The sequence below is a fragment of the bacterium genome, assembly GCA_018812485.1.
Taxonomy (GTDB): Bacteria; JAHJDO01; JAHJDO01; order JAHJDO01; family JAHJDO01; genus JAHJDO01.
The window spans coordinates 36,752-61,796 of sequence record JAHJDO010000101.1 but is presented as its reverse complement, the minus strand read 5'-3'; the positions used below and the strand labels follow the sequence as shown (position 1 = coordinate 61,796).

Sequence of the window (25,045 nt, the reverse complement as noted above, 5' to 3'; positions counted from 1 at the left end):
CTATCATTCCCGCTTGTCTCAAAAACCGACAGCGATCACGCCTGACCACTCTCGAAATCATGGAAACTCAATGTGATCCAATACTCGAAATTGAGAAACCCATAATCAGAAAATGCATCGCTTAACTTAACACGTATGCCCCTGACCCTAGAGATTCACCCTGAATCGTATCCTGATGAGATGTTTTTAAAAAACCTGAAGCAAAAGGCAGAAAATACTTCTGTTCGGTTCTCAAAACAAAGCATAGAGGAGATAGTAAAATGTTAAGTAACTCAAACATGACGGTAATTATGAAAAAAGCTCATAAATTAAGGATCCTTATTCCTGCGTTTAATGTTCCCTATCTGCCAATGGTAAAACCCGTTATAGACAGTTTGAAGAGGAATGAGTGTTTTGGTCTGGTACAGGTAGCCCGTCCGGATGTGGAAAAATTTGAAGCAGGAAGTAATCGAAAGGTAGCCTGTGAGTATCAGAAATTTGCGGATACAAATCATGTCCGCCTTCATCTGGACCATACACCCGTTATAGACGAAGACAATCAAAAAGTAGACTGGAAATTCATTATTATGGAGGCACTTGAGCTGGGTTTTGACTCTGTCATGATTGACGGATCGAGGCTTACTCTTGCAGAGAATATTGCTGTAACCAGAGAAGTGGTGGAGCTCTCTCATGCCAGGAATATTCCGGTAGAGGCTGAGCTTGGCGCAGTCCTCGGACATGAAAAGGGGCCTCTTCCTCCATACGAAGAACTTTTTGCATCTGCCAAAGGTTTTACAGATCCCGAGCAGGCGGAAAAATTCGTAAATGAGACCTCTGTTGACTGGCTTTCTGTAGCCGTAGGGAATATCCACGGAGCAATAAGCGGCACGGCAAAAAACAGGGAAAAGGTCGCCGCAAGAATTAATATTGAACATCTGCGCAAACTCCGGAATGTAACAAACGTACCCCTTGTTCTTCACGGCGGCTCAGGCATTCATCGCAGTTATGTGCTTGATGCCATAAAAGAGGGCATATCGAAAATCAACATCGGTACGGATATCCGCCAGGTTTATGAGAAAAGCATAGCTGAAAACCCGAATGATATCTCTCTTGCTCAGAAACATGTTGCTGAAAGAATAGACAGATTGATTTGTGATTATTATATGATTAGAGGCTCATCACAAAAGCTTAATATGGAGGAAAGTCAATGAAAGCTGCAGTTTATGAAGGACCAAAACGCATTATACTAAAAGAGGTCCCGGATCCTGAAATAAAACCGGGCGAAGTTCTTGTTAAGATTAAAGCATGTGCTATCTGCGGCAGTGACCTCAGAATCTATAATCAGGGACATAAGCTAATTACACCACCCCGTATTACAGGCCACGAAATAGCAGGTAAAATAGCAGAGACAGGAAAAGAAATAAGCGGTTTTAAAAATGGGAGAAAAAGGAAGTTATGTTTTTACAAAGGATAAAAAGCTCAAAACGCCTGCATATAAGGTAAAAGCAATAGATACTACCGGAGCAGGCGACTGTTTTATAGCAGGATTTCTTACAGGAATAATAAGAGGGTGGCAAATGGAAAAAACCGCCAGGTTTGCAAACGCAGTAGGTGCTCTGGCTACAACAGCAACTGGTGCAACATCAGGTGTGAAATCATTCAGAGAAACACTGGAATTTATGAGAAAAATCAGTTAAACTAAGGAGTAAAACAGGAGATTGTAAAATGTTAATTACACCATGCAGGCCAAAATGGAAAGGGACCATGACAAACAGAGAACGCTTTAATAATCAGATGCACTATAAACCAGTTGACAGGTGTTTTAATATGGAGTTTGGGTACTGGGATGAAAATTTTCAAAAATGGAAAGAGTTTAGGGAAAATAATATTACAAATAATGACGAAGCAGATATATTCTTTAATTTTGATGAGATAACATATATAAGGGGAAAAACCTGGATGGTTCCCCCATTCGAAGATGGCAAGGTTATATCAGAAACTGCTGATAAGAAGATTATTATAAATGGATACGGGGTTATGGCGGAAGTTCCAAAAGACGGGCATGATACAATCCCTCACTATATAAAGTCATCCATTGTAACTCCCGATGACTGGAAGGAATGTAAAGAAAAGCGGTTTTCCCGTGAAGAACCAGACAGAAAGGTTGATATTGAGAAATATAAGAAAATGCATCCTGAGGACAGAACGTACCCTCTGGGTGTTAATTGTGGTTCGATGATCGGGCGAATAAGGGATATGCTCACCTTTGAGGGATTAGCATACGCAATTTACGATTATCCTGATATGGTTGAGGATATGGTTGAGACAGTATGTCTTCTTGTCGAGGATTTTCTGGATCAGATCCTGCCTCATTTTGAATTTGATTTTGCATCAGGCTGGGAGGATATATGTTTTAAGAATGGGCCCATTGTATCAGTTGAGTTTTTTAACAGGGTTGTCGTTCCAAGATACAAAAGAATCAATAAAAAGCTTAAAGAGCACAACATAGATATCTGGTATGTCGACTGCGATGGCGATGTAAGGCCAATACTTAGAGGATTCATGGAAGGCGGGATTAACTGTCTTTTTCCATACGAAGTGAATGGATGTACACATCCTGCAAATCTTCTCGAGGAATACGGCAGGGATCTTCGGATTATGGGCGGTGTTGACAAGATGAAACTTATAGAAGGACCTGATGCCATTAAGAAATATCTGGAATCACTGGTTCCGCTTGTGGAAAGAGGAGGATACATACCATTCTGTGACCATAGATGTCCTCCGGATGTCAAATATGAAAATTATATATATTACCTTGATCTCAAGGAAGAGATGTGGGGAACACTGTCATGATTAGCCTGAGCTTTATATTTCATTAAAAAACTCACGAGGTACAGGGGGCTTTTTCCCTCTCTTCTCTTTTCTCAGTTATTTCTGGATAAATCAGTTTTATGCAGGGAGCATGGTAAGAGACTGCTTCCATCTTTAACTTTTGAAGACTTTTTCTGACCTCTTCTGTATGTTCGGTGTTATTATGATTAAAATGAGAGATACTAGAGCATATTTCAATCTTGTTTATTCCACAATCCCTGATAAGCTCAAGATGTGCTTGAAGATATCCCAAAATTTGATTATGATGACGTCATGGGAGAAAAAGTCATTCTAAGAACATGCCTGTGTTTTATCATGCTCGGGTTAATTCTGACCGGTTGTGCAGACGAGAAAAAAATAAATTTCAGAACTGAAATTAAGAAAGCAATCAGGACTTACCAGCAATTTGAACTTACCTTTGACCTGAAGCAGTTCACTGGCAACCCTTTCAACCCTGAGAATATTGAAGTAACCGCTACTTTCTACTCACCGAAGAGGGAGAAAATACATATACTCGGCTTTCTCTATCAGGATTACCAGCGGAGTCTTCCGAAGAACGGGAACGTCTCTCTTGTTCCTAAGGGGCAGCCATGCTGGAAGATACGCTTTACTCCCACTCAGAAAGGAATTTATTACTATCAGCTTCATCTCAAGAATAAACTTAATATTTACCATTCTAGACGCAGGAAACTCCATGTAACTTCCTCAGACACTCGCGGCTTCATCAGGGTTAGTCCAGAGGATCGTCGTTATTTTGAATTCGACTCTGGAAGTCCTTACTTTGCAGTGGGGCATAATCTATGCTGGTATTCTTCTAATAAGGGTACCTACGATTATGATTACTATTTTTCCAGAATGAAAGAGGCCGGCGAAAATTATACTAGAATCTGGCTTTCTCCATGGGCTTTTGCTCTGGAATGGGAGAAACTTGGCAGCTATAACATGGCTGATGCCTGGCGGCTGGACTACGTACTCAATCTGGCAGAGAGCAGAGGTATATACGTCATGCTGTGTATAGATACTTTTAATACTTTGAATAGCACCTCAACCTACGGGAAATGGTCTTCTAATCTATATAATAAGACGAATGGCGGCCCCTGCGCTAAACCAGAGGAGTTTTTTACCAGTCCTCAGGCAAAAAAGTATTATAAGCAAAAACTTCGCTATATTATAGCCCGCTGGGGTTACAGCCCCAATGTATTGGCCTGGGAACTGTGGAATGAGGTTGATTTCACTGATAATTACTCCTCTGAGAATGTCTGGGATTGGCATAAGGAGATAATACAATATCTCTCCAGGTTCGACCCCTACAAACATCTTGTAACCACCAGTTATTTCCAGAATCCGGGGGATACTAAGGTATTCCAGTTACCTGGCATTAATTTTACTCAAAGCCGGACCTACGAGAGTAAAGACATTGTTCTCACGATCCAGAAATTGGGATACACAATGAACACGTTGTATGCTAAACCTCATTTAGTAGGTGAATTTGCCATAACTCACAGCAACCAGGACTCACGTTGCGATCCCAAAGGCTACTATCTGCACGACGGTATCTGGAGCACTGTCTTTTCTTTAGCTGCCGGGACGGCTATGAGCTGGTGGTGGGACAGCCATATTGACCAGAATAATCTTTATTATCACTTTAAGGCCTTGGCAGAATTTGTTAAAGATGTGAAATGGACAAAGGAAAACTATCAGTTCAGGCAAATTAAGTGTTATCATCCTGGAAATTCCACCCCGTCTATTCTTGTAAGAACTCATGCTCTGGTTAACAAAGATAACACCAATTTGTTACTGTGGATCCAGAATAAAAGCGATAAAAGAATGCATGCGCTTAATGGAGAGATACTTGGCCTGAGAACCGGCAACTATCTGATATACTGGTGGGATACCTATCAGGGCATAATTTTGAAAAAAGAAGAGATAAAATGCGCTGATGGTAGCCTGCTTATCGCCATACCTTCTTTCAACAGAGATATTGCCGCAAAAATCAGCTATTTGGAATAACCTGGAACCTCCTCTAATGAGTAGTGGTTTCCCATTCAGGGCCGCTTATAGTTAAGTTTCCATCATAGCTCATATTCAAAACAATATCATCATTTGTTAAAGGTGATCTGGTATGCCAGAAACACCTCACAATAGGAATTTTGGGTCCCATATAACTTTTCATCTGCCATTTCTTCGCTTCATTCCATGTTACTGTACCATCATTATTTGTATCAGCTTCGATAAACTCAGATGAACTTGAGACATAACTGTTTTCAAACCATGTACAAGTAGCACCACAGAACTCATAGAGATAACTGCAGGCGGTAATTTGCGGGTCACGACCTGGAGCGGTAGTATTTGAACTGGTATCATCCGTCTCTGAGTATTGATCCTGGTGCCAATCAGGTTTTCCACCCTCTGTTCCTTTTGAAGTATCGCTGAGACAAAGGTAAATTTTTTTGTTAGTGCCGATGTAACTTGGATATAAATTAGAAAGCCAGGGAGGCAGATAATTATTGTAGTCATCCTTATACATTGATACAGCCAGATAAATCTGTCTCATGGTTTGTATGCATGCCGTCTTGCGCCCTTCTTCCCTAGCCCTGTTTACTACAGGCAAAAGTATGCTGGCAAGTACGGCAATTATGCCTATAACAACCAAAAGCTCCAAAAGCGTGAACCCATGCTTTAACGCCACTGGTTTGAATGGATTTCTTCTTTTCATTTCAATCCTAATCTATCATATTTAAGAATAAGAATTCCAGCTATTGTTTATCTTTCATCCATGAGCTTGCCATCAACGCGAATTACTCTAAAAAGCCGCCAGGTGGCAAAATCCCGGTCCAGCATAGTAAACTTGGTACCCTCATTATAAATGTTAGGATATTTCCAGTGGATACTTCCAAAACCAGCTTTGTCTTCAGGACGGGAAACCAGTAGATAAACTGGTTCATCACCCGGAGGAATTTTTTCTAAGTCAAAGTCAAAGCAATGAGTAAGTAAATAGGTCCCACTGCCATAATATTTAAATAAGTAACCCTGAAAATCAGTAACTAAAACCTGGCTATTCGCTTTATATTTAGCCAGATATGCTCCAATTTCCGCCATTTCTTGCTCATGCCTACCCGCCCAGTTCACCTCTTTTTTAATTAGATGAAGAGCTCGACCTGAAAACAAGCTGGCAATCAGGAGAATAAGAAAAATATACTTCTTTAGAGTATAGGAATGATTATTCTTTTCCTGTAGTTCAAGGAACTTGGCCCATAGGATAAAAACGAAAGGTAAAATAATAACAAAGTTGAGCAATGGATTTTCCAACTGTCCTCCTCCAGAAAATATTCCTCTCAAAAAATAGAGCAAGTCCCCCATTATCAGCCAGTTAAAAAGAAACCAGAGCGAGATCAGATAGCCAGTTGGAGCAAGATAGAGAAGCAGGAGACCTTCTTTCCGGGAACGCTGATATTTCTGATGAAATGATACTACGACAACAATAGCCAGGATAGCTAGAGCATAAAAAAATCCTTCCAGCCTGATTAAACAGAGTAGGGAAGTATTTAACGTCATAAACAGAAAATCTCTCAAACCATTTTCTTTTAACCAGCTTAGCAAATAATAGAGTGAGGCTACTAGAAATAGCACAAATATCATCTGGCTGGTACCGTTAGAAGAGTAGAAGAGAATTAAAGGAGTGAACTGAAAAACAGCCAAAAGCAGGTAGCGGTAGAGCCGGTCTAATTCGCAGTGTTTGAACAGCATATTTAAGAAGACTATAGTACCGGCAGCGAAGAAACTGGATATTATATTATTCAGGAAGAGCTTATGGAGATGAAACCTGCAAAAAGCCAGAGGCAACTGAATAAAAGTAGGCAGAGGTAACCACCATACTGAACATATCAGACTCTGTCTGCCTCTATTATAGCCATTGATTAAATCAAGAGCCTGGCCGGTGCGAATGATTGCCTCCTCTGCAACATAGCCAAATTTGAAGACCAGGAAATAAGCAATAATTAAATTGAAAGCAAAAACAGCCAGGAATATAACCTGGTTTTCCATAAATTTAGTTTTAGAGATTCTCAATTTTCTCTCTTATTTTCCTGAAAAAAACCGTGCCGGGTCTTTTCCCAGTAGAATGGTCTGGTTATCAGCTGTATGAAGCCTTTCCACGCTCCTATACTTATTAATGCCCAATAAGGCGGAATTATCAGTGCATATTTCACCAAATCATAATAACCTCTTTTATAGGCTCCTATGGCACATGTATAGATAAAGACGAAATTACCCACAAAAAGGCACAGTGCTCCAAGAAGAAATACTGCCGGCGGGAAGAAGATAGCCAGCTCCTGCCAGCGGGTAAGAAACCACAGCAAAGTCAACAGCCAGTAAAAGGGATTCATTAAAAAACAGAAAAACATCCCTCCAACAATCATGTGAAAATTGAGATAATTTTTTATACCCAGTTTTTTAAGGAGACTGACAGGATGACGATTATTTACTAAATATGTTTGAATATATCCCTTTACCCAGCGGGATCTCTGGCGAATCCAGTATTTCAGGTTACTGCAAGCTTCTTCCCAGGTAGTGGAATCTAACATCTGGGTACGATATCCCCTCTTATGAAGTCTGATTCCCAGATCGCAGTCTTCCGCTACGTTATAAGGATCCCATCCACACAGTTCTTTGAGCTTGTCTGTCTTGAAGTGATTGGAGGTACCACCTAAGGGAATAGGGGCATCAAAATCTCCCAGGCCCGGCAGATAAAGATCAAACCACATGGAGTATTCAGTAGTGAACCATCTGGTAAGCCAGTTCTGCCGCTGGTTATAAAAATTCAGCTTTGCCTGCAGACAGATAACCTCATCAGGTACCTTCCTGAATGCCAGTATGGCCTTCTTTAGCTGGTCGGATTCGGGCACGTCTTCAGCATCGTAAATTACAAGAAATTCTCCCTGAGCCTCGGAAAGCCCCAGATTACAAGCTTTAGGTTTGGTCTTGGGAATAGAGTGGGGAACAATCACTCTCTTGAAATGGCTGTCCAAGCTCAGCTTCTGGGTAAATTCTATGGTTTCTCTGTCATCCTCCTCCAGGAGCAACTTTACATCCAGTTTATCCTTGGGATAGTCAAGCTTATTAATAGAGGTAGTTATCTGTTTTAACAGTTCAGTTTCTTTGTATAAGGGAACCAGAATGGTATAGACAGGCAGCTTTTCATCAGGCAATGCTTCTATTTCTCCTGCAGAAACTTCTATCTCTTTTTTCTTCATTATTGACAGATTAATAAGGAAAAATTTATAGAGAGAGAAGAGAATATAGAAAGTTACTGCCAGAAAATTCGCCAGAATAAGGCATCTGGAAGGTGATACCATGAGGAATACCAGCAGTAAAACTGATAAACTGATGAGAATAATCCACTGCCTTCCTGTCAGAGTGCGACAGGCACTCTCTTCCGGATGCTTATGAAAAAGCTCGTGCGTGACTAGGTGCTTATTTTTCTGGTTTGGGGACATTTTTCTTCACTGTTTCAAAGATTTGTTTAGCTATTAAACTCTGCCCAGCTCTGCGGGGATATAAAAGGTGAACTTTTTCACAAAAATCAGATTGATAGAGCAGAGAAAGGGCAGTCTCTTCCCTGGGAAAAGCGCTGAAAAGGTCAACCATTTCAACCGCCTGCCTTAATCCCACTTCTTTCACAGCTATGGCTATATCCATAGAAAAAATCACTTTATCAATAACCGGTGGAGGAATTACCAGTACAGTGCGTATCCCACGGGATTTAATAGCTGTGGTAAGAAAGGTTAAACAGCGCTTGAATTCCCCCAGAGAAAGATGACTAATAACCTCATTCATTCCCAGGGAAAACAGGACCAGGTCCGGATTCTGTTTAATAGCTTCTTCTAATCGGCATATTCCCAGAAGACCTGAACTAACTTGTGCATCCTCTGAAATCTCTACATAGTTGAGGTTTACCTTAACTTTATTCCCATAATAATTCTTCAGTAATCCTGAAAGTATTTTCCAGCAGTTATCATTATCGTCTTTATTGTAAAAAGAAGCTCCCAGTATAACAATATTTGCTTTATTTTGAGTACGATGGGGACGATAAGCAGGAGCTTTTGTCTGGCTGATGCGAAAGAGCACCAAGCTATTTTCTGAATCCTCTATGTGACCCTCCACGATTCTTAGACCTTTAAACTCAGAACCCACATCTAAAAATTCTATTTTCTTTTTTGTTATTATATTACCGCCGTAACTCAGATAAAAATCCATACTTTTATCTTTAATAAATCGGGCCGGAGGAATATCCACCTTTTCTGCCTGATTCGGTTCCAGAACGAGTTCCCTAGAACCCTGTTTAATCTTATCTCCCCTATTATCCAGAGATTCCCAGACGAGCTTAAGCTTAGCGCCAGTATCAGAATAGTTTTTTATCCAGACCCCTAACTGAAGTAGTTCCTGCGGGTAGAATATATTCAGGGTGTTAGTAACTCTCCATTCCAGCTGGATGCTTTTCGGCTGACTCCGGGGATGTACCTGAATATATTTCTCATAGATATCCATGAGGTCTTCAACATTTTTAACCTGTAATCTTACTTTATAGATACTGTCAGCCGGGTAAATATGCAGAGGATTCCTCTCGCTACTGGTACTTCCATCCCCAAAGTCCCATTGATAGGAAAGGGTTCCGCTATCCTTACTTATAGAAGCATCCTGAAATTGAAAAGATATCAACTCCTGAGTTTGTCTATTAAAACGCATGCTTTCTTTTTCCTCTGTAAAGAAGAAAGCATTTAGAGGTTTTCCATAGGCTTGAAGACTAGCCTGTCTGGCTTTTAATTTGTCAATAAATGCCTCCTTCGGAATAATCATAAAGTCTTTGTCTCCGGGTTTCTTCCATCCAGCCCGTGATAGTTGTGTGCCAGTACCCTCTTCTTGATAATACTGGATAAGATGTACTCCTTTCTCTAAATAGATTTCTCCCTGGTGAGTCCATTTATCTATCAAGGGTCGTCCTTTACCTTCCTTTTCATGCCCGCCAGGCCAGCTTACTGCTAACTTGCCATCAACTAACAAAAATGAGGCATCATCAGAGTTAGTGGCAAATCCATATTTGCCATCCAGCGGACAGAAAATAGTCCCACGATAGATACTGAGATAATTTTCATTAGAACCAAAAGGGTTCTCCAGGTCATCGATTTGGCAGCGAGGGCCCTTGCCGTAAATCTTAGTGCTTTGCTGGATTAATGTCTGCATTTGGGACCAATCCCGGGGATGGGAACTACGTGCTTTTTCTCTGGTTTCCAGGAACAAACCGCTAGCGGTTGGTCTCAACATATACTCAATTTTTTCTGCTTTCGGATTTCCGAAATACATATAGTATTCACACTTGGAGGCATTATCCACCTTGAAGTCTATAATCAGATTTTCTTCCTCATTGGAGCTGACTTTATAAGGAGTCTGCCTTCCCTGCTCATCAATTATCCGGATATCGGACAGATTCTTATTTACTCTCCCCACGGGATAGAACAAGAAAGAAGCAGTATCTATATCAGTCTTGAGCCCATGAGTTAAAACCACCAGCTTGCTCCTGTATTTCCAGTCTGTATTCCACCATTCACTCTCTGATGCATAAACGTTCAGAGCCAGAGAAAAAATGCCTAACAAAAATGCCAGGTAAACTCTAATCCATTCTGTGCAAATCCTGAGTTTGAACATTTATTTTGCTTTCAGCTTAATCTTTAAAGCCATATCTTTGCTGATATCCGGAAGTTTTACGGTTAATTTGCCCTCAACTGTAGCAATTTCTTTCATGTCTGTGATAATTCCATTATAAGTATCCCAGAACTCTACGGCATAACTACCTTCAAGTATGTCTTCTAGAATGATAGTGGCATTCTTCATTATTCTTTCCTCATTAGGAATTCTTAACGCACTTAAGAAACTATATACCCAGACATACGCAGTATCTTTATTGCCCAGACATTGTGCTCTCAGGTATCCGCTTTCATCAACCAGAGAAATTTCTTTCATCTCTAAATTCTTATTTCTGCGTTCTTCTCCGGCAGCAAACTCAGCTAGGGCTTTATAGTGAAAATACAGGTTGTTTTCTTCTACAAAATTCCACCACCAGAAGAGAGGACTAGCAGCCAGAGGACACATAAAATTAGCCCAGAGCCCTGTATGCAGATCCCGAGCCATTATGTCAGGAGGACTGCCTGCCCAATGGCCGCCGAACTCGGAAATAAATATGGGTTTGTTAAACATCTTCATAGCCTGGTAGTACTGCCTGATTGCCATTACCTGTGAATCTGGCAACCCGTCATTGTTAGTCCATGCATTACTGTGGGTAAAATCAATCTCTGGAAGATCAAGAAGATGCACTGCCTTTGAGTGTTGACAATAATGAGTTGAAATTATATGAGCCCATGGATCTAGCTGCCGTACAAATCGAGCCATTTTCTTATGCCATTCGCGGACTAGTTTTTGATGTTTGGGGTTATTTTTATACCCAATAGTGAGATCTATTTCACTCCAGAAATTCCAGGCAAAGATATATGGAGAGTATCCCCAGCGTGCGACAATGTAACGCATTTTATTTTTAAATAAGTCCACTGACTTTAAGTTAGTAAAGTACTCCTGAGGGTTGGCGATAAAACCACCATTGGTAGTGTTATAGGGATTACGCTCCCAGCCTTTTTCGTGATGGGTTAGCTGAGTATGGTTATTAATGGTTAGGAGTATATATATGTTTTTCTCTTCTGCCGTTTCCAGAATATGGTCCATTCGCCAGGCATTTTGGAGACTGTATCTGCCAAGTCCATGGAAGGGCCCATATTCTCTGTTCCACTCCAAGGCAAGCCACCAGTGGGCCATCCACATTCGGATAAAGTTAGCTTTGTTCTGAGCTAATTTATTGAAATATTCATCATAAGCATAAGTGCCCTTGCCTATCGGTAAACTGGGAACATAATTCTGCCCGTAAGGAGTATCCCAGGGAGAAATGATATTTAAACCTATGGGATAGTAAAAACTGCTATCGTCAAACTCAAAATATTGTTTATCTTTTGAACTTACTCTGACAAATCCTTTGCTTTCAGAGCGGACGGATTCAAAATGATATTTTTTTGTTTTCAGGGTATTGCCGTCTTTGACTACTAAGTAATAACTGTACTTTCCAGCCTCAACAGGACTAAATCTCACCATCCAGAAAGCATTCCCTACGGGACAAATATATTCTTTTCCTTCTGCTAATTTGCGGGAATAGGGTTGGTAGAAAAAGCCTGGGATAGAGGAAATTATCCCGCTGGGGGAGATGAAATAGGCAGTTATGTCTATTAATTCAGGATCAAAAGGATTAGCATATACTCTTGATAGGTCAAAACTAATTTCAAATTTTTCATACTGTTTTACCGGAGAAGAATTAACTCTAAGATTATACAGCTTGGTCTTTGTAAATTCCTCATCTGTATCTTTCAGTTTTGTCAGGTGAATATTGTCGATGTATATCGAACCAGAATAAGAAATTTTTTTTAGAAGTTTCATACGCAGTTCTTTAACTTCCTGGGCAACATAACCGCTCCATGGCTTAAAATGTCCCCTAGGACTCCATTGATGGCTCTGGCTGGAGATATCCACATAAAGATTATTCCAGCCTTTTTTGAGCCTGAAAGGGCGAGTATTCTGGTACCAGAAATCCTCATCATCCTTGAGACATAAAAGTACTTGTATCCCTTCAGGAACATTTCGAGGTAGTAAAATGTCAAAAACTAACCTGTCCCACCCAAGCCAGTTAGCATGACAGAGCTTTTTTAAGTTAATCTCGTCCTGAAGGGTAACAGATACCTTAAGAGAACTTTTACCCTGAGTAGAGTAATCACTGCTTGAAGCTAGGCAAGCACCGGATTCAGCCACCCATCCTTCATCACCATCTTCGAAGTCATACAGTAGTTTAGTTGAAGAAGGTTTCACGCTGACTTCTGGACCAGGAGCTATAAAACCTCTCTTAGGAGCTCTGTTGGTAAGAATTAAGATAAGAAACAATAACGCTGCTGAAATTATAACTAGTTTTTTCATGTTTGCCTGTATATTACATTATAAACCTATTATAGAGCCAGCCTTATTTGAAATCAAATATATGAGTCCATAACATATTGGGAAAATTGCATTGGTCAAAAACAACATGAAATTACGAGAAATAGAAAGATTAGAAAAGCTTATGTTCTGTTAATTTTGAAACAAGTTTATCTACAACTTCTGAAGATGTCCCATCCAGAATTTCACCTTCATGTTTTATCTGTGGAGTGAATATTTTAACTACCTGAGTAGGGGAACCATCCAGCCCTATCTTGTCCTTATCAACATCCAAGTCCTCAGCGCTCCAAACATGAATCTGTTTTTTCCTTGCCATAAGAAGACCCTTCATCGAAGCATAACGTGGTTCATTAATCTCTTTTGTAACTGTTACCGCGCATGGAAGCTTTACCTCTACAACCTCAAAAGAATTCTCTAATGCTCTCTCAGCCCTTAATATATTGTCATTAATCTCTATTTTTCGAGCATATGTTATTTGCGCTATACCGAGCTGTTCTGCAACACCAGGTCCAACTTGAGCAGTATCACCATCTATAGCCTGTTTACCAAATAACACAACGTCAAACTTACTTATTTTATTTATGGCTTGAGCTAATGTGTATGATGTAGCAAGTGTATCCGAACCAGCAAATGCTCTATCGCAAATAAGTATCGCTTCATCTGCACCCATTGCCAGAGCAGATCTAAGTGCAGCCTCTACCTGTGGAGGCCCCATACTGATAACGGTGACCTTGCCTCCATATTTTTCTCTTAACTTAAGAGCTTCCTCAATTGCATTCTCATCAAAGGGGTTTATAATATTCTTTATCCCCTCTCTAATCATTGTGTTTGTCTGGGAATCTATTTTAACATTGTTTATCTCTTCAGTATCAGGAACTTGTTTTATACAAACAATGAACTGCATGATTTAACGTCCCTTTAATAAAAAGTTTGCAATAACACTGCGCTGGATTTCAGATGTGCCTTCTATTATTTCAAACAGTTTGGCTTCTCTCATATACCTCTGCACAGGATATTCCTTCATATATCCGTATCCGCCAAAAACCTGCACAGCTTTTGTAGATACGTGCATAGCAACTTCTGAAGCCTTTAGTTTTCCCATTGAAGCATATTTTTCAAAAGGCTGATTCTGGTCCTTAAGCCATGCTGATTTATAAAGTATTAATTTTACTGCCTCAATCTCTGTTGCCATATCAGCTAAAATATGTTGAATCGCCTGAAAAGAGGCTATCGGCTTTCCAAATTGCACTCTTTCCTTTGCGTATTTGAGAGCGGCTTCGAACGCTGCCTCAGCAATGCCAAGCGCGCCTATGCCAACCCCGATTCTGCCCGCATCAAATGTTTCCATTGCAACTCGAAAACCACGTCTTTCTTTTAATAATAGATTTTCTTTTGGCACCTTGCAATCATCAAAAACAAGTTCTACATTCGGAAGTGCACTGAACCCCATCTTGTTAAACTTTTGCCCTATTGTAAATCCCTGTGTATCTGCTTCAACTATGAACGCGCTCAGGCCTCGAGGACCCTGATTCGGATGTGTGGCTGCAATAATAATATAGGTGCTTGCCTCTCCCCCATTCGTATTAAAGATCTTCCTGCCATTTATTATGTAATGATCCCCATCAAGTTTTGCGGTTGTCTTAACGTTTCCAGCGTCAGAGCCTGCTTCCGGCTCAGTAAGCGCAAACGCTGCGAGTTTGTTCTTTGCCAGAGACGGCAGATATTTTTTCTTTTGCTCTTCTGTGCCAAAAGTTATCAATGGATACACGCAAAGCAGATTAGCTCCGAAAATAAGACCTGTTGTTCCACATGCTTTTGAAATCTCCTCAGCAACAAGAGCCCATGTTAAAAAACCCATGCCAAGACCGCCATATTCCTCAGGGATAACAAGCCCAAGTAAATCCATATTGGCCAAAAGATCAATGTTCTCTTGCGGGAATTCGCCTTTTTCGTCAACCTCTTCTGCTCTGGGAGCTATTTTTTCTTCACAAACTCTCTTAACTTCCTCAAGCATCATCTGCTGTTCTTCTGTTAAACTAAAATCCATATGTCTATCTCCTTTTTTTAATACTCTTTTACAACTAAAGCTGAATTATGGCCACCAAAACCAAATGAATTTGACATTGCATATTGAATCTTGCATTCTCTCGCAGTATTAGGCACATAATCAAGATCGCATTCAGGATCCGGATTTTCATAGTTTATAGTTGGAGTAATAATGCCATGCTTTATGCTTAAGACACATGCTATCAATTCAACCCCTCCACTCGCTCCTAAAAGATGACCCGTCATAGATTTCGTTGAACTCACAGGTATGTTTTTTGCATACTTGCCGAATACAGTTTTAATAGCCTTTGTCTCACATCTGTCATTGAAAGGGGTTGAAGTGCCATGCGCATTAATGTAATCAATATCTTCAGGATTCAGCGCTGCATCGTCCAAAGCCAATTTCATTGCTTGCGCAGCTCCCTCACCCTCAGGGGATGGAGACGTTATATGATATGCATCAGCAGTCATACCAAAACCTGCTAATTCTGCATAAATGTATGCACCTCTCCTTGTTGCATGATCCAAATCTTCAAGAAGCAGAATACCTGCTCCTTCCCCAATTACGAAACCATCTCTATCCCTGTCAAATGGTCTGCTTGCCTTCTCAGGCTTATCATTTCTTGTAGAAAGAGCCTTCATCTTACAGAAGCCGGCAACACCAATAGGAGTTATTGCAGTCTCTGTTCCCCCTGCTATCATTATATCTGCTTCTCCTCTTTGAATAATCCTAAAAGCCTCTCCTATTGCATGAGAGCCGGAAGCGCACGCAGTAGCAATCGCAAAATTCGGACCTTTAAGCCCAAATTGAATTGCAACTTGTCCACTAGCCATGTCTATTATCAACATCGGAATAAGAAAAGGAGATACCCTTGAAGGGCCTTTCTGCAAGAGCACATTGTGCTGATCTTCAATTACCTTTAATCCGCCAATCCCAGAACCTATAAGAACACCTATTCTGCTCTTATCCTCTTTATCTGTATCTAATCCACTATTCTCTAAAGCCATTTTACTACAGGCAACAGCAAATTGCACAAAACGATCCATCCTTTTTATATCTTTTTGGCCAAGATACATAGAAGAATCAAAATCTTTAATCTGTCCAGCTATCTTGCTATCAAAATCTGACGGATCAAACAAGCTGATGCGATCTACCCCGCTCTTTCCATCGCATATGTTCTTCCAAAAAATATCAGGATTATTACCAACAGGTGTTACTGCTCCTATACCTGTTATAGCAACTCTGTTTTTCTCCATGACTGGATCCTTAATTTAAGAACCACAATATCAAACAAAATCCGAAATTCTAAATCCGAAACTCGAAACAAACCCTAAATTCAAATTTTCTAAATTCAAAACATCGTTTTGAACATTTGTATTTTGGTCATTTGATATTGTTTCGTATTTAGTGTTTCGTGCTTCGAATTTGATTTTTTTACTGGACGTGCTTATCTATGTAGTTTGTCGCATCGGCAACTGTAACAATCTTTTCCGCATCTTCGTCAGGTATTTCAATGTCAAATTCCTCTTCAAGTGCCATAACAAGTTCTACTGTATCTAATGAATCTGCGCCTAAATCATCAACAAATGATGCCTCATTAGTAACCTCTTCCGGCTTTACACCAAGCTGTTCAACAATAATCTCTTTCACTCTTTTTTCACTTGACATACTCAATCTCCTCCTTTTTTTGAAAACTTCAAGTTACCATTCCACCGTCTACATTAATTACCTGTCCTGTGATGTAATTTGCTTCATCAGAGACAAGAAATAAAACAAGATTTGCAACATCAGTGGGTAAGCCAAATCTACCTAGAGGAATATTGCCCAGCATTTTTTGCTTTGTATCTTCTTTAAGCACTTCTGTCATTCTTGTGCTTATAAAACCAGGTGCTATAGCATTAACAGTTATTCCTCTTGAGCCGAATTCTTTGGCAGCGGACTTGGTTAGGGCAATTACACCTGCTTTAGAGGCAGCATAATTCGCCTGCCCAGCATTGCCTATTAACCCTATAATGGATGCTATGTTTACTATTTTGCCTTTTCTTTGCTTTAACATAACTTTTGCAGCCGCTTTAATACAGTTAAATGTCCCCTTAAGATTTATTGCTAACACCTTATCCCAGTCCTCATCCTTCATGCGTAAAATAAAGTTGTCCCTAGTTATTCCGGCATTGTTGATGAGTATATCCAGGCTTCCTAATTTGTCAATCGTTTTTTCTATAATGTTTGCAGCTTCCTCTGGCATAGAAACATCAGCTTTTATAACCAGCGTTTCTCTTCCCATTTTTCTTATCTCGGCTGCTGTTTGTTCTGCAAGTTCAAGATCTATATCGGAAACTACAACATTTGCGCCCTCTTTTGCCAGGCTACACGCTATTTCCTTTCCAATACCCTGAGCTGCACCAGTTACAACTGCTGTTTTTCCACCAAGCTTCATGCTTCCTCCCAATTTCTTAATTCATCGCTGGCATTATAGTTATTGGCTATTGATTGTCAAGTTATTATGTGACAAACGTCACATCTCCATAACTATAGAACCTGTACTCCTTTTTAATTGCCTCTTTGTATGTCTTTGTTATAAGTTTTCTGCCCGCAAAAGCATGTATTAAGATTAATAGCGTTGACTTTGGAAGATGAAAATTTGTAATAATAGCATTCACTGCTTTAAATTTATATCCGGGATATATAAAAAGGTCCGTCCATGCTGAAAGATCTTTCTCTGGATTATCAGCATCAAAATTCACTGATTCAAGAACTCTCACACTTGTTGTTCCAACTGCTACTATCCTCTTTTGCTCCTGTATAGCTTTTTTTACTGTAAAAAATGTCTCTTTTTTTATCTCATAATATTCTGACTGCATCCTGTGTTTTTCTATTTCTGTCTCTGTAACAGGCTTGAATGTGTCAACGCTCACATGAAGTGTTACTTCAGCAATTCGAATTCCCTTTTCTTTAATCTTTTTTAACAAACTTTTTGTAAAATGCAGTCCTGCAGTTGGCGCAGCAATAGATCCAGCTTCTTTAGCATAAACTGTCTGATATCTTCTGGTGTCATAGGATTTGATACTTGCCCTTCTTATATATGGAGGAAGAGGAACCTGGCCAATTTTAGACAGAATTTCCATGAAATTACCTGTGAAACTGAACTTAAGCCTTACTATACCGTCATTATTCTTTTCTATGACTTCCGCAGAAAGATTCTTACTGCAATTAATAATTGTTCCTATCTTTAGCCTTTTTGACGGCTTTGCAAGTACGTTCCATACATTATTACCCAAATCTCTGACCAGCAGTATTTCTATGTGGGCTCCTGTAGCTTCTTTTATCCCTCTCAATCTGGCATGTATCACCTTTGTGTTGTTTATGACTAACAAATCATCTTTGGAAAGATAATCAACTATATTAGAAAAAGAACTATGAGTAATATCTCCAGTTTCTCTGCTAATAATCATTAATCTGGATTTGTCACGTTGAGAGGCAGGATATTGCGCAACCAGTTTCTCCGGAAGAGAATAATCAAAAAGAGAAATATGCATTTAAAACATTCTTTTTAGATCAAGGTTAGGATAATAATGCTGCAGAATCTGCTCACAGCTATATCCTTTAAGAGCCATTCCGTGTGCTCCCCACTGGCACAACCCTACACAATGGCCCCATCCGTTTCCTTTGAACTTCACTCTAAACCATCCGACTTTAACTCTAAAATTACTACTTCTAACTATCTCAGACCCAACAAGCATTCTAAATTTAGCTACATTCAATACTTGCGATTTCCCATATTTATCTTCTATGAAAATCCTATAAGGTTTGCCTTTTTCAAGTCTTATCTTTTTTATTTTACCTATCTTGAAACCTTTTTTGCTCAGAATTTTTCCGAGTTTTATTCTTCCTATTGATTTTTTCCATTTATAATGAGGTGAGTCCTTACAGAATTTGCAATCAACGCCCTCTATGGAATCCAGAGCCTTTTCCCATATACTATCTGCATTAATCGTATTACCGCCGCATGTTGAGTGAAAATAAGTGGGAACCAGTTTCTTATTGTCATACAGGCACATTTTTTCTGTTAAATACACAGCCATATTAGAGTTGCTGCTCTCGGAACATACGCCTTTATACATCTGAGATTTTGCCTCTGAACATAAGTCATACTCTTTGCTCGGGCCAGCCATGTGATAAAGCGCATATGTGCGCGCTACAACCGCCTGTGCTTTTAAGGCCTCCATAGGCCATGTGGAAAACATCTCGGACGGGACAACACTCTTCAAATAGCCCTCTATATCAACATAATTGACGGCAGAAAGCTGTTCCTGAGCAACGCTTATTTTAATATTCCCACTGTACGCAATGTTATTCACTGATATAGGGAATCCATTTGATATAAAATCTAATGTTTCGTATTCACCTCTTCCAAACCTTACGGCATTGCTTTTGCGTTTTAAAACGATTTCTTCCAATCTCTTTTCTCTTTTTAAGACATTATCCCCCGCTTTTATAACAACAGGTCCTTGAGAAGAAAGTGTGAGCGAAGTGCTGGATTTAAAGACCAATACTCTCACAATTTTAGATTGAGCAAATCCGCAGGTACTGGCTAATAGCAAGAACGAAAATAAGAAAATCTGGAATATTGAACAAGGGGTTGAAACCCCTTGTCTAAGCATTTTTGTCATTGCTCCAATCAATTGTTCTTTTTAGTCCTTCATCCAAATCAATTTCTGCTTCAAAACCCAGCTCAGCTTTAGCCAATGCAGGATCGCCTTTAGAATCTATTATATTTCCCTCTGGTAAAGGCAGATATTCTCTGGATGAATCAGTTTTCATAAACTTGGAAATCTTATTATGAAGCTCTGCTATTGATATAGACTTGCCTGTGCAAATATTATATGCAGCCCCTTTTGAATCAGACTGTTTTTCCATTGCAAGAATGTTTGCATTTACTATATTCCCAACATAAATCATATCCCGCGTTTGCATTCCGTCACCCTGCAATTGAGAAGAGCCAGTTTTACGAATTTGATTGATTACAATAGTCACTCCTCCTGGATGAGGAAGATCAGGATTTTGACGCGGTCCAAACACATTGAAATACCTTAAAGACACAGTATCGATGTCGTACAATTCTGCAAACAACTTCATATAGTTTTCTCCTGTTACTTTTTCTAAGGCATATGGAGATGCAGGAGCTACCGGCATTGTCTCCTTTACAGGAAGAATTTTAGCATACCCGTAAACAGAAGCGCTTGAAGAAAATATCACTCGCCTTACCTTGTGCCTTACTGCAGTCTCCAGCAGTCTGATCGTAGTCATTATATTTAATTCTGCGCTCCATGATGGTTTCTCAAGACTTTTGTTTATAGATGTGTTTGCAGCTAAATGGAAGATGTATTCCTTGCCCCCAGTAACCTTTTGTAAGACATCAGGATTAAGAATATCTTCGTTAAGTAAGTTAATCTTTTTAGCAACTGATTCAAGATTCTCCAGATTTCCATGCGATAGATTGTCAATAACTGTTACTTCATGGCCTAATTCAACAAGCTTCTCAGTTAAATGAGACCCTATAAATCCTCCACCTCCTGTAACAAGTACCCTGGCCATTTTTATTTCTCCTGTATTTTCCAGTTTTACTTATATGATAAAATTCAGCTATGTATTCTACATCGTGAAACAAGTTTGTGCAAAGAGTTTATATTGTGTATACTTCAAAAAGAATGATGAGTAAGAAAAAATACCTTTCATGGGAACTTGTTTTCCTTATACTTGTTCTTGGCCTGCATTGTTTCATATTTGAAGACGGGCTTGGTGGAAATGATGGCTGGGGGCATTTTGCAAATCTTGAATCTATTATTGAAGATAGAGACCTTGACCTCGGCAACAATATGTATGGCTGGAATGGGAATGGAACTCAATACTGCGAGAAAACAGGAAGATGGGTAACTGGTTATCCCCTTGGCATGACTCTTCTTGACGCACCTTTTTATTTAGTTTCGCAAGTTGTGGCAAAATTCATTAAATTCAATCCCCCTTCCTTTAGTAATAATCCCCGCACGCTACCTTATAAGGGGCTGAGTTCCAGAAAATTCCTGAATATATCATCTGTGATCCTTGCTCACAATATATATGCAATACTTGCTATGATAATCTTGTTTAACATTCTTATTGAATTAAATTTTTCAAGAGGCATCAGCCTGTTTACAACACTTGTGTGCTTTTTTGCAAGCCCTCTTCTCTATTATGCGACAAACGGTTTCAGCCACGCAACAAGCACCTTCTTAGTCACGTTATCCTTTTATGTATTTATACTGTTAAGGAAAAGGATAGCCAAAGGGGGAAAAAGCACGTTCTTAGCATTTATTCTTGGACTTTGTGTTGCTCTTTCCGCATGGACAAGATATGTAAATGGCTTGCTGTTTTTTCCATATCTTCTTGCGCTTATTCTCTGTTATAAAGGATTGAGAATATCAGCAATCATAAAGAATATAGTCATTTATACAGCGCCGCTGGTTGTAGTATTTTCCCTCTCTATATATCAGTGCCATACGCAGTTCGGCTCATGGTTTGAGGCAGGATACGGCGGTTATGGGTGGATAGGCATACTAAAAATACCTCCGCCTGTTATAAACCTTTTGTTTTCGGTTGATCACGGCTTTCTGCTGTGGTTCCCGTGCTTTACACTTTCTTTTATCGGTCTTACATTTCTTATTAAAAATAGAGATAAAAAGCTATCTTTAGCAGGTATAATAGCTCTGGTTAATTTCTTATTAATAGCTCTTATTTATGGAATGAGAAAAGAATATAATGCCGGAGGATGCTACGCTCAAAGATATTTAACTTGCACAATCCCATTTTTAGGACTAGGCTTGTGCGCATTCCTTGATAGATATAAAAAGACCTGTTTAATTAAAAGTCTGATAGGTCTCTCAGCTATATATTCATACTGTCTTTTTTTGCTGACAAAGGCGAATCTGGTATATTATAATAAGCAGTGCAACTCATACGAGGGGCAGTATATATGGGATTATTTGTATATATTCAGGGAGCATATTCCTTTCAAGACTGTCATAGAAAGAATATGGCACAGCTCATTTACGCTATCTTTTATGGGCAAATATATCTGGATATTTATAAGCATTGTAATTTTAGCCGGTATATTGATCTGGAAGTATAAGATGCATTGCAGGGAGCAAAGGCTATGAAACTCTCAGTTGTTATTCCGTGCTATAATGAAAAGGATACTATCAGAGAGATTGTAAAAAGAGTATATGCGCTGGATATCAATAAAGAGATTATAATTGTGGATAATGTATCTACTGACGGAACACGTGAAATACTTAAAGAACTGGTTTCTCAATACCAAAATCTCAGGGTTTTCTTTCATAAACAGCATAAGGGCAAAGGTGCTGCGCTTAGAACAGGATTCAAATATGTTGATGGGGATGTTGTAGTTGTGCAGGATGCTGACCTGGAGTATTCTCCACAAGAATATTATAAACTATTAAAACAGATAGATAACGGCGCTATGATTGTATATGGCTCAAGGATTAAGGGCAGAAACAAGATGATGTACTTTCAGTATTATCTGGGAAATATTTTAGTAAGTCTGATAGCAAATCTTCTCTATCTTCCATTGGTTACAGATGTATTAACGTGTTACAAAATGTTCAAAAAAGAGGTACTGAATAATATTAATTTAAGATGTTTTGGGTTTGAGTTCTGTACAGAATTCACCGCAAAAGTCAGAAAAAAGGGTTATAAAATTTGTGAAGTACCAATCAAATACAATCCCCGCACATATGAAGAAGGAAAAAAAATTAAGCAAAAAGATGGAGTGATAGCAATTTGGTCTCTTCTGAAATATCGTTTCGTAGATTAATTACCAGACTAACCTCCCTGAATCAGAATAGAAATTTATTGCTGATAATAATTCTTATTCTTGGGGCTTTATTGCGCATAAGTGTGTTTGGATTGGGAGACTTTCATGGAGATGAAGCCTTATACAGTTTTAGAGGAGCTGAGATTGCTCTTAGAGGAGACTGGTTCTTTCAAGCTGAAGATGTTGATAAGCCCCCTTTACTTCCTTATCTTGCAGCATTATCTTTCAGAATATTCGGATTTGGAGATAACACTGCCAGACTTCCGAATTTCTTTGCAAGCCTAATCAGCATCTGGCTTGTTTATCAAATATGCTGCAAATGCTTTGATAAAAACACTGCAAGAATAGCTGCTTTTCTTATGGCAATTTCTCCGTATAACATACTTTATGGGCCAACGGTTTTTGAAGACACTCTGTTTGCCTGCCTGCTTCTTTTCTCTATATATTTTCTGTGTATCTATAAGGAATTCTGGGCTGGTATTTTTCTTGGCCTGTGTTTTTGCGCAAAGCAATTCGGCGTTCTTGCCATGCCGATTATTGGAGCATTTTCCATAATATTAAGATACATGCAATGGGTGCAAACAAAGCATTCTGAATTTAGTTTTTATATAAAGAAGCCTTTAATGAAACTTGTTTTTGGCTTCTCTATGGTGTTTGCGGGCCTGCTTATATGGGCAGTATTCTTTGAAGATCCAAGACTTGGCATTATATTTCAGGTAAACGCAACAGGCGGAGTTTTTAAAATTATGGCTGGAGAATTAACACCAAGACTTTTTCACTGGCTAAGTCTGTATTCAAAGTTTACTAACAGCTCAGTAGTGAATATGTTCTTTCTTATCAGTGCTCCTGCATTAATTGCTTACGAAATTCTGAATCTCAAAAACAAGCACAGATTTAAGAATATCATAAGCTTATGTATTGGGGGATATATTGCACTTATGCTTGGAACTTTCACATTGTTCAGGTTTGGATTCTCTCCTCATTATCTGATGTTTATTATACCGTTTGTATTCATATTGTTAGCCAGATATCTATCTCTGCTTCTGCAATTTTTCACTAAAACAAAATCCCCCACTTCATTAGCAATATTTGCTCTTGGTTTGGGACTTGTCTTACTTATCAATCTTACCTCAGGAACACTGGATGGCATAAAGAATTTGGGATTTGGTGCAAGATGGGATAATGAAGATGGGTTTCAAAATACAGTAGAATATTTTTCTGCAAATGCAGACAGATTTTCAACCATCTATTATACTAGGTCGTTATGGTCAAACGCATATTACTACTTCTTTAATAAAGGATTTAACATTAGACCAGTGGAGTTCAGCAACGATATACCTATTGGGAAGTTCTCAGAGGAGATATGGGACCGTGTAGATGAGGGAGTTTATTTACTGCTTGAACATACAGGTCAGATTAAGAAAATTCAGGATGCATTCACTAAAAATCCACAAATGACGTATTATAAAATTAGCAATGTTTATAACGCTTATGGACATAAAAAATTAAACTTCAAATTATATAAAGTAAGTCTCAAACCATCTATAACCCTTGCTTCTGCAAATATTAATTCATACAAAAATTCTAAAAAACTTGAAGCTTATCTGAAAGCAATATTTGAAAGGGCATGGCGCAATCCCAAAGAGTTCCAAATAACATTAGCATCCGGGGACAAACTTGATTTAAACGAAGGAAAGCTGGGAGATATTATCTGCACTGCCTCCGGCATAAAACTTGGCAGGAAATTTAAAGGGCTGATAAAGCTTACATGGAAAGATGCCCGCATAAATCCGGAGGCTCTTTTCTTATATCATAAACTTATACCTGCGCAGAGCAATAATATATATGTAGAGGTCTCTATTGAGGATATTACAAATCATATTTTAAGTACAAATAAGCAGGTAACCACTTGCTATTTAACCGGTTCCGGCAAAAACATGGAATTAGATGGAACTGCGCATTTATTGGGCAGAGATATTAATTTTCAGATGAGCGGAACACTTAATATCAAGGATAGGGCTACCGTAGAGATATATCTGGTAAATGCAAGACTTGGTAATATAAAAATTCCTTCGTGGTTACTGCCTTTGGTATCAAAAAAACTAAACCCTTTATTTGATTTAAAGAGCCTATTTCTAGGAGTTCCCCTAAGACATATTAGTATTGAAAAATCAAAGATTGTGTTTGGGACATAAAAATCC

21 protein-coding genes are annotated in these 25,045 nt (G+C 39.1%); 8 read left to right on the top strand and 13 right to left on the bottom strand.

The window, feature by feature from the left end; genetic code table 11:
* Positions 1 to 260 precede the first annotated feature (260 nt).
* From KKC91_08255 to KKC91_08235, 5 genes are all read left to right on the top strand, one after another.
* A complete protein-coding gene (locus KKC91_08255) occupies positions 261 to 1,190 on the top strand; it encodes a class II fructose-bisphosphate aldolase (GenBank protein ID MBU0478544.1) in 930 nt (309 codons plus the stop codon).
* Positions 1,187 to 1,453, top strand: coding sequence for an alcohol dehydrogenase catalytic domain-containing protein (locus KKC91_08250; protein MBU0478543.1), 267 nt, complete (start codon positions 1,187 to 1,189; stop codon positions 1,451 to 1,453). The genes KKC91_08255 and KKC91_08250 overlap by 4 nt, the downstream gene beginning before the upstream one ends.
* A complete protein-coding gene (locus tag KKC91_08245) occupies positions 1,416 to 1,676 on the top strand; it encodes a hypothetical protein (protein ID MBU0478542.1) in 261 nt (86 codons plus the stop codon). The genes KKC91_08250 and KKC91_08245 overlap by 38 nt, the downstream gene beginning before the upstream one ends.
* 28 nt (positions 1,677 to 1,704) lie before the next feature.
* Complete coding sequence (locus KKC91_08240) at positions 1,705 to 2,832, top strand: hypothetical protein (GenBank protein ID MBU0478541.1); 1,128 nt, start codon at positions 1,705 to 1,707, stop codon at positions 2,830 to 2,832.
* A 252-nt stretch (positions 2,833 to 3,084) separates the two neighbouring features.
* Positions 3,085 to 4,860 (top strand): DUF5060 domain-containing protein, encoded by a 1,776-nt coding sequence (locus KKC91_08235; GenBank protein ID MBU0478540.1) that lies wholly within the window; start codon positions 3,085 to 3,087, stop codon positions 4,858 to 4,860.
* Between the two features lie 13 nt (positions 4,861 to 4,873).
* Here KKC91_08235 and KKC91_08230 read toward each other — a convergent pair whose 3' ends face one another.
* The 13 genes from KKC91_08230 to KKC91_08170 form a co-directional block, all read right to left on the bottom strand.
* Positions 4,874 to 5,566: a prepilin-type N-terminal cleavage/methylation domain-containing protein gene (locus KKC91_08230; GenBank protein ID MBU0478539.1), complete on the bottom strand. Its 693-nt coding sequence runs from the start codon at positions 5,564 to 5,566 to the stop codon at positions 4,874 to 4,876.
* Positions 5,567 to 5,613: 47 nt separating this feature from the next.
* The gene (locus KKC91_08225) at positions 5,614 to 6,918 is read right to left on the bottom strand and encodes a hypothetical protein (protein ID MBU0478538.1); all 1,305 of its coding nucleotides are present in this window, start codon (positions 6,916 to 6,918) and stop codon (positions 5,614 to 5,616) included.
* Positions 6,915 to 8,345 (bottom strand): glycosyltransferase, encoded by a 1,431-nt coding sequence (locus KKC91_08220; GenBank protein MBU0478537.1) that lies wholly within the window; start codon positions 8,343 to 8,345, stop codon positions 6,915 to 6,917. The genes KKC91_08225 and KKC91_08220 overlap by 4 nt, the downstream gene beginning before the upstream one ends.
* Positions 8,323 to 10,551 carry a PKD domain-containing protein gene (locus tag KKC91_08215; protein ID MBU0478536.1) on the bottom strand — a complete coding sequence of 743 codons (2,229 nt, stop codon included), beginning with the start codon at positions 10,549 to 10,551 and terminating at the stop codon, positions 8,323 to 8,325. The genes KKC91_08220 and KKC91_08215 overlap by 23 nt, the downstream gene beginning before the upstream one ends.
* The gene (locus KKC91_08210; GenBank protein MBU0478535.1) at positions 10,552 to 12,909 is read right to left on the bottom strand and encodes a DUF5060 domain-containing protein; all 2,358 of its coding nucleotides are present in this window, start codon (positions 12,907 to 12,909) and stop codon (positions 10,552 to 10,554) included.
* Between the two features lie 130 nt (positions 12,910 to 13,039).
* Positions 13,040 to 13,831 carry an electron transfer flavoprotein subunit beta/FixA family protein gene (locus KKC91_08205; GenBank protein MBU0478534.1) on the bottom strand — a complete coding sequence of 264 codons (792 nt, stop codon included), beginning with the start codon at positions 13,829 to 13,831 and terminating at the stop codon, positions 13,040 to 13,042.
* Between the two features lie 3 nt (positions 13,832 to 13,834).
* The gene (locus KKC91_08200) at positions 13,835 to 14,974 is read right to left on the bottom strand and encodes an acyl-CoA dehydrogenase family protein (protein ID MBU0478533.1); all 1,140 of its coding nucleotides are present in this window, start codon (positions 14,972 to 14,974) and stop codon (positions 13,835 to 13,837) included.
* A gap of 17 nt (positions 14,975 to 14,991) precedes the next feature.
* Positions 14,992 to 16,230 (bottom strand): beta-ketoacyl-ACP synthase II, encoded by a 1,239-nt coding sequence (gene fabF, locus KKC91_08195; GenBank protein MBU0478532.1) that lies wholly within the window; start codon positions 16,228 to 16,230, stop codon positions 14,992 to 14,994.
* Between the two features lie 178 nt (positions 16,231 to 16,408).
* Complete coding sequence (gene acpP / locus KKC91_08190; GenBank protein MBU0478531.1) at positions 16,409 to 16,642, bottom strand: acyl carrier protein; 234 nt, start codon at positions 16,640 to 16,642, stop codon at positions 16,409 to 16,411.
* 28 nt (positions 16,643 to 16,670) lie between these two features.
* Complete coding sequence (gene fabG, locus KKC91_08185) at positions 16,671 to 17,411, bottom strand: 3-oxoacyl-[acyl-carrier-protein] reductase (protein ID MBU0478530.1); 741 nt, start codon at positions 17,409 to 17,411, stop codon at positions 16,671 to 16,673.
* 64 nt (positions 17,412 to 17,475) lie between these two features.
* A complete protein-coding gene (gene queA, locus KKC91_08180) occupies positions 17,476 to 18,510 on the bottom strand; it encodes a tRNA preQ1(34) S-adenosylmethionine ribosyltransferase-isomerase QueA (protein ID MBU0478529.1) in 1,035 nt (344 codons plus the stop codon).
* Positions 18,511 to 19,635 carry a SpoIID/LytB domain-containing protein gene (locus KKC91_08175; protein ID MBU0478528.1) on the bottom strand — a complete coding sequence of 375 codons (1,125 nt, stop codon included), beginning with the start codon at positions 19,633 to 19,635 and terminating at the stop codon, positions 18,511 to 18,513.
* On the bottom strand, positions 19,628 to 20,569 hold the full coding sequence (locus KKC91_08170) for an NAD-dependent epimerase/dehydratase family protein (GenBank protein MBU0478527.1): 942 nt from the start codon (positions 20,567 to 20,569) through the stop codon (positions 19,628 to 19,630). Before KKC91_08170 ends, KKC91_08175 begins: the two co-directional genes overlap by 8 nt.
* A gap of 95 nt (positions 20,570 to 20,664) precedes the next feature.
* On the opposite strand from KKC91_08170, the gene KKC91_08165 reads away from it, so the two are divergent.
* The 3 genes from KKC91_08165 to KKC91_08155 are packed head-to-tail and all read left to right on the top strand — an operon-like array spanning position 20,665 to position 25,039.
* The gene (locus KKC91_08165) at positions 20,665 to 22,167 is read left to right on the top strand and encodes a hypothetical protein (GenBank protein ID MBU0478526.1); all 1,503 of its coding nucleotides are present in this window, start codon (positions 20,665 to 20,667) and stop codon (positions 22,165 to 22,167) included.
* Complete coding sequence (locus tag KKC91_08160; protein ID MBU0478525.1) at positions 22,164 to 22,844, top strand: glycosyltransferase family 2 protein; 681 nt, start codon at positions 22,164 to 22,166, stop codon at positions 22,842 to 22,844. The genes KKC91_08165 and KKC91_08160 overlap by 4 nt, the downstream gene beginning before the upstream one ends.
* Positions 22,811 to 25,039: a glycosyltransferase family 39 protein gene (locus tag KKC91_08155; GenBank protein ID MBU0478524.1), complete on the top strand. Its 2,229-nt coding sequence runs from the start codon at positions 22,811 to 22,813 to the stop codon at positions 25,037 to 25,039. Before KKC91_08160 ends, KKC91_08155 begins: the two co-directional genes overlap by 34 nt.
* The last annotated feature ends 6 nt before the right edge of the window (positions 25,040 to 25,045 follow it).

Excerpts from the sequence above, each read along its gene's own strand:
- KKC91_08160 (MBU0478525.1), top strand. The coding sequence starts at position 22,164 with ATGAAACTCTCAGTTGTTATTCCGTGCTATAATGAAAAGGATACTATC.
- KKC91_08230 (MBU0478539.1), bottom strand. The coding sequence starts at position 5,566 with ATGAAAAGAAGAAATCCATTCAAACCAGTGGCGTTAAAGCATGGGTTC.
- KKC91_08220 (MBU0478537.1), bottom strand. The coding sequence starts at position 8,345 with ATGTCCCCAAACCAGAAAAATAAGCACCTAGTCACGCACGAGCTTTTT.
- KKC91_08240 (MBU0478541.1), top strand. The coding sequence starts at position 1,705 with ATGTTAATTACACCATGCAGGCCAAAATGGAAAGGGACCATGACAAAC.
- KKC91_08215 (MBU0478536.1), bottom strand. The coding sequence starts at position 10,551 with ATGTTCAAACTCAGGATTTGCACAGAATGGATTAGAGTTTACCTGGCA.
- fabG (MBU0478530.1), bottom strand. The coding sequence starts at position 17,411 with ATGAAGCTTGGTGGAAAAACAGCAGTTGTAACTGGTGCAGCTCAGGGT.
- acpP (MBU0478531.1), bottom strand. The coding sequence starts at position 16,642 with ATGTCAAGTGAAAAAAGAGTGAAAGAGATTATTGTTGAACAGCTTGGT.
- KKC91_08245 (MBU0478542.1), top strand. The coding sequence starts at position 1,416 with ATGGGAGAAAAAGGAAGTTATGTTTTTACAAAGGATAAAAAGCTCAAA.
- KKC91_08250 (MBU0478543.1), top strand. The coding sequence starts at position 1,187 with ATGAAAGCTGCAGTTTATGAAGGACCAAAACGCATTATACTAAAAGAG.
- KKC91_08200 (MBU0478533.1), bottom strand. The coding sequence starts at position 14,974 with ATGGATTTTAGTTTAACAGAAGAACAGCAGATGATGCTTGAGGAAGTT.
- KKC91_08175 (MBU0478528.1), bottom strand. The coding sequence starts at position 19,635 with ATGCTTAGACAAGGGGTTTCAACCCCTTGTTCAATATTCCAGATTTTC.
- KKC91_08170 (MBU0478527.1), bottom strand. The coding sequence starts at position 20,569 with ATGGCCAGGGTACTTGTTACAGGAGGTGGAGGATTTATAGGGTCTCAT.
- queA (MBU0478529.1), bottom strand. The coding sequence starts at position 18,510 with ATGCATATTTCTCTTTTTGATTATTCTCTTCCGGAGAAACTGGTTGCG.
- KKC91_08210 (MBU0478535.1), bottom strand. The coding sequence starts at position 12,909 with ATGAAAAAACTAGTTATAATTTCAGCAGCGTTATTGTTTCTTATCTTA.
- KKC91_08255 (MBU0478544.1), top strand. The coding sequence starts at position 261 with ATGTTAAGTAACTCAAACATGACGGTAATTATGAAAAAAGCTCATAAA.
- KKC91_08205 (MBU0478534.1), bottom strand. The coding sequence starts at position 13,831 with ATGCAGTTCATTGTTTGTATAAAACAAGTTCCTGATACTGAAGAGATA.
- fabF (MBU0478532.1), bottom strand. The coding sequence starts at position 16,230 with ATGGAGAAAAACAGAGTTGCTATAACAGGTATAGGAGCAGTAACACCT.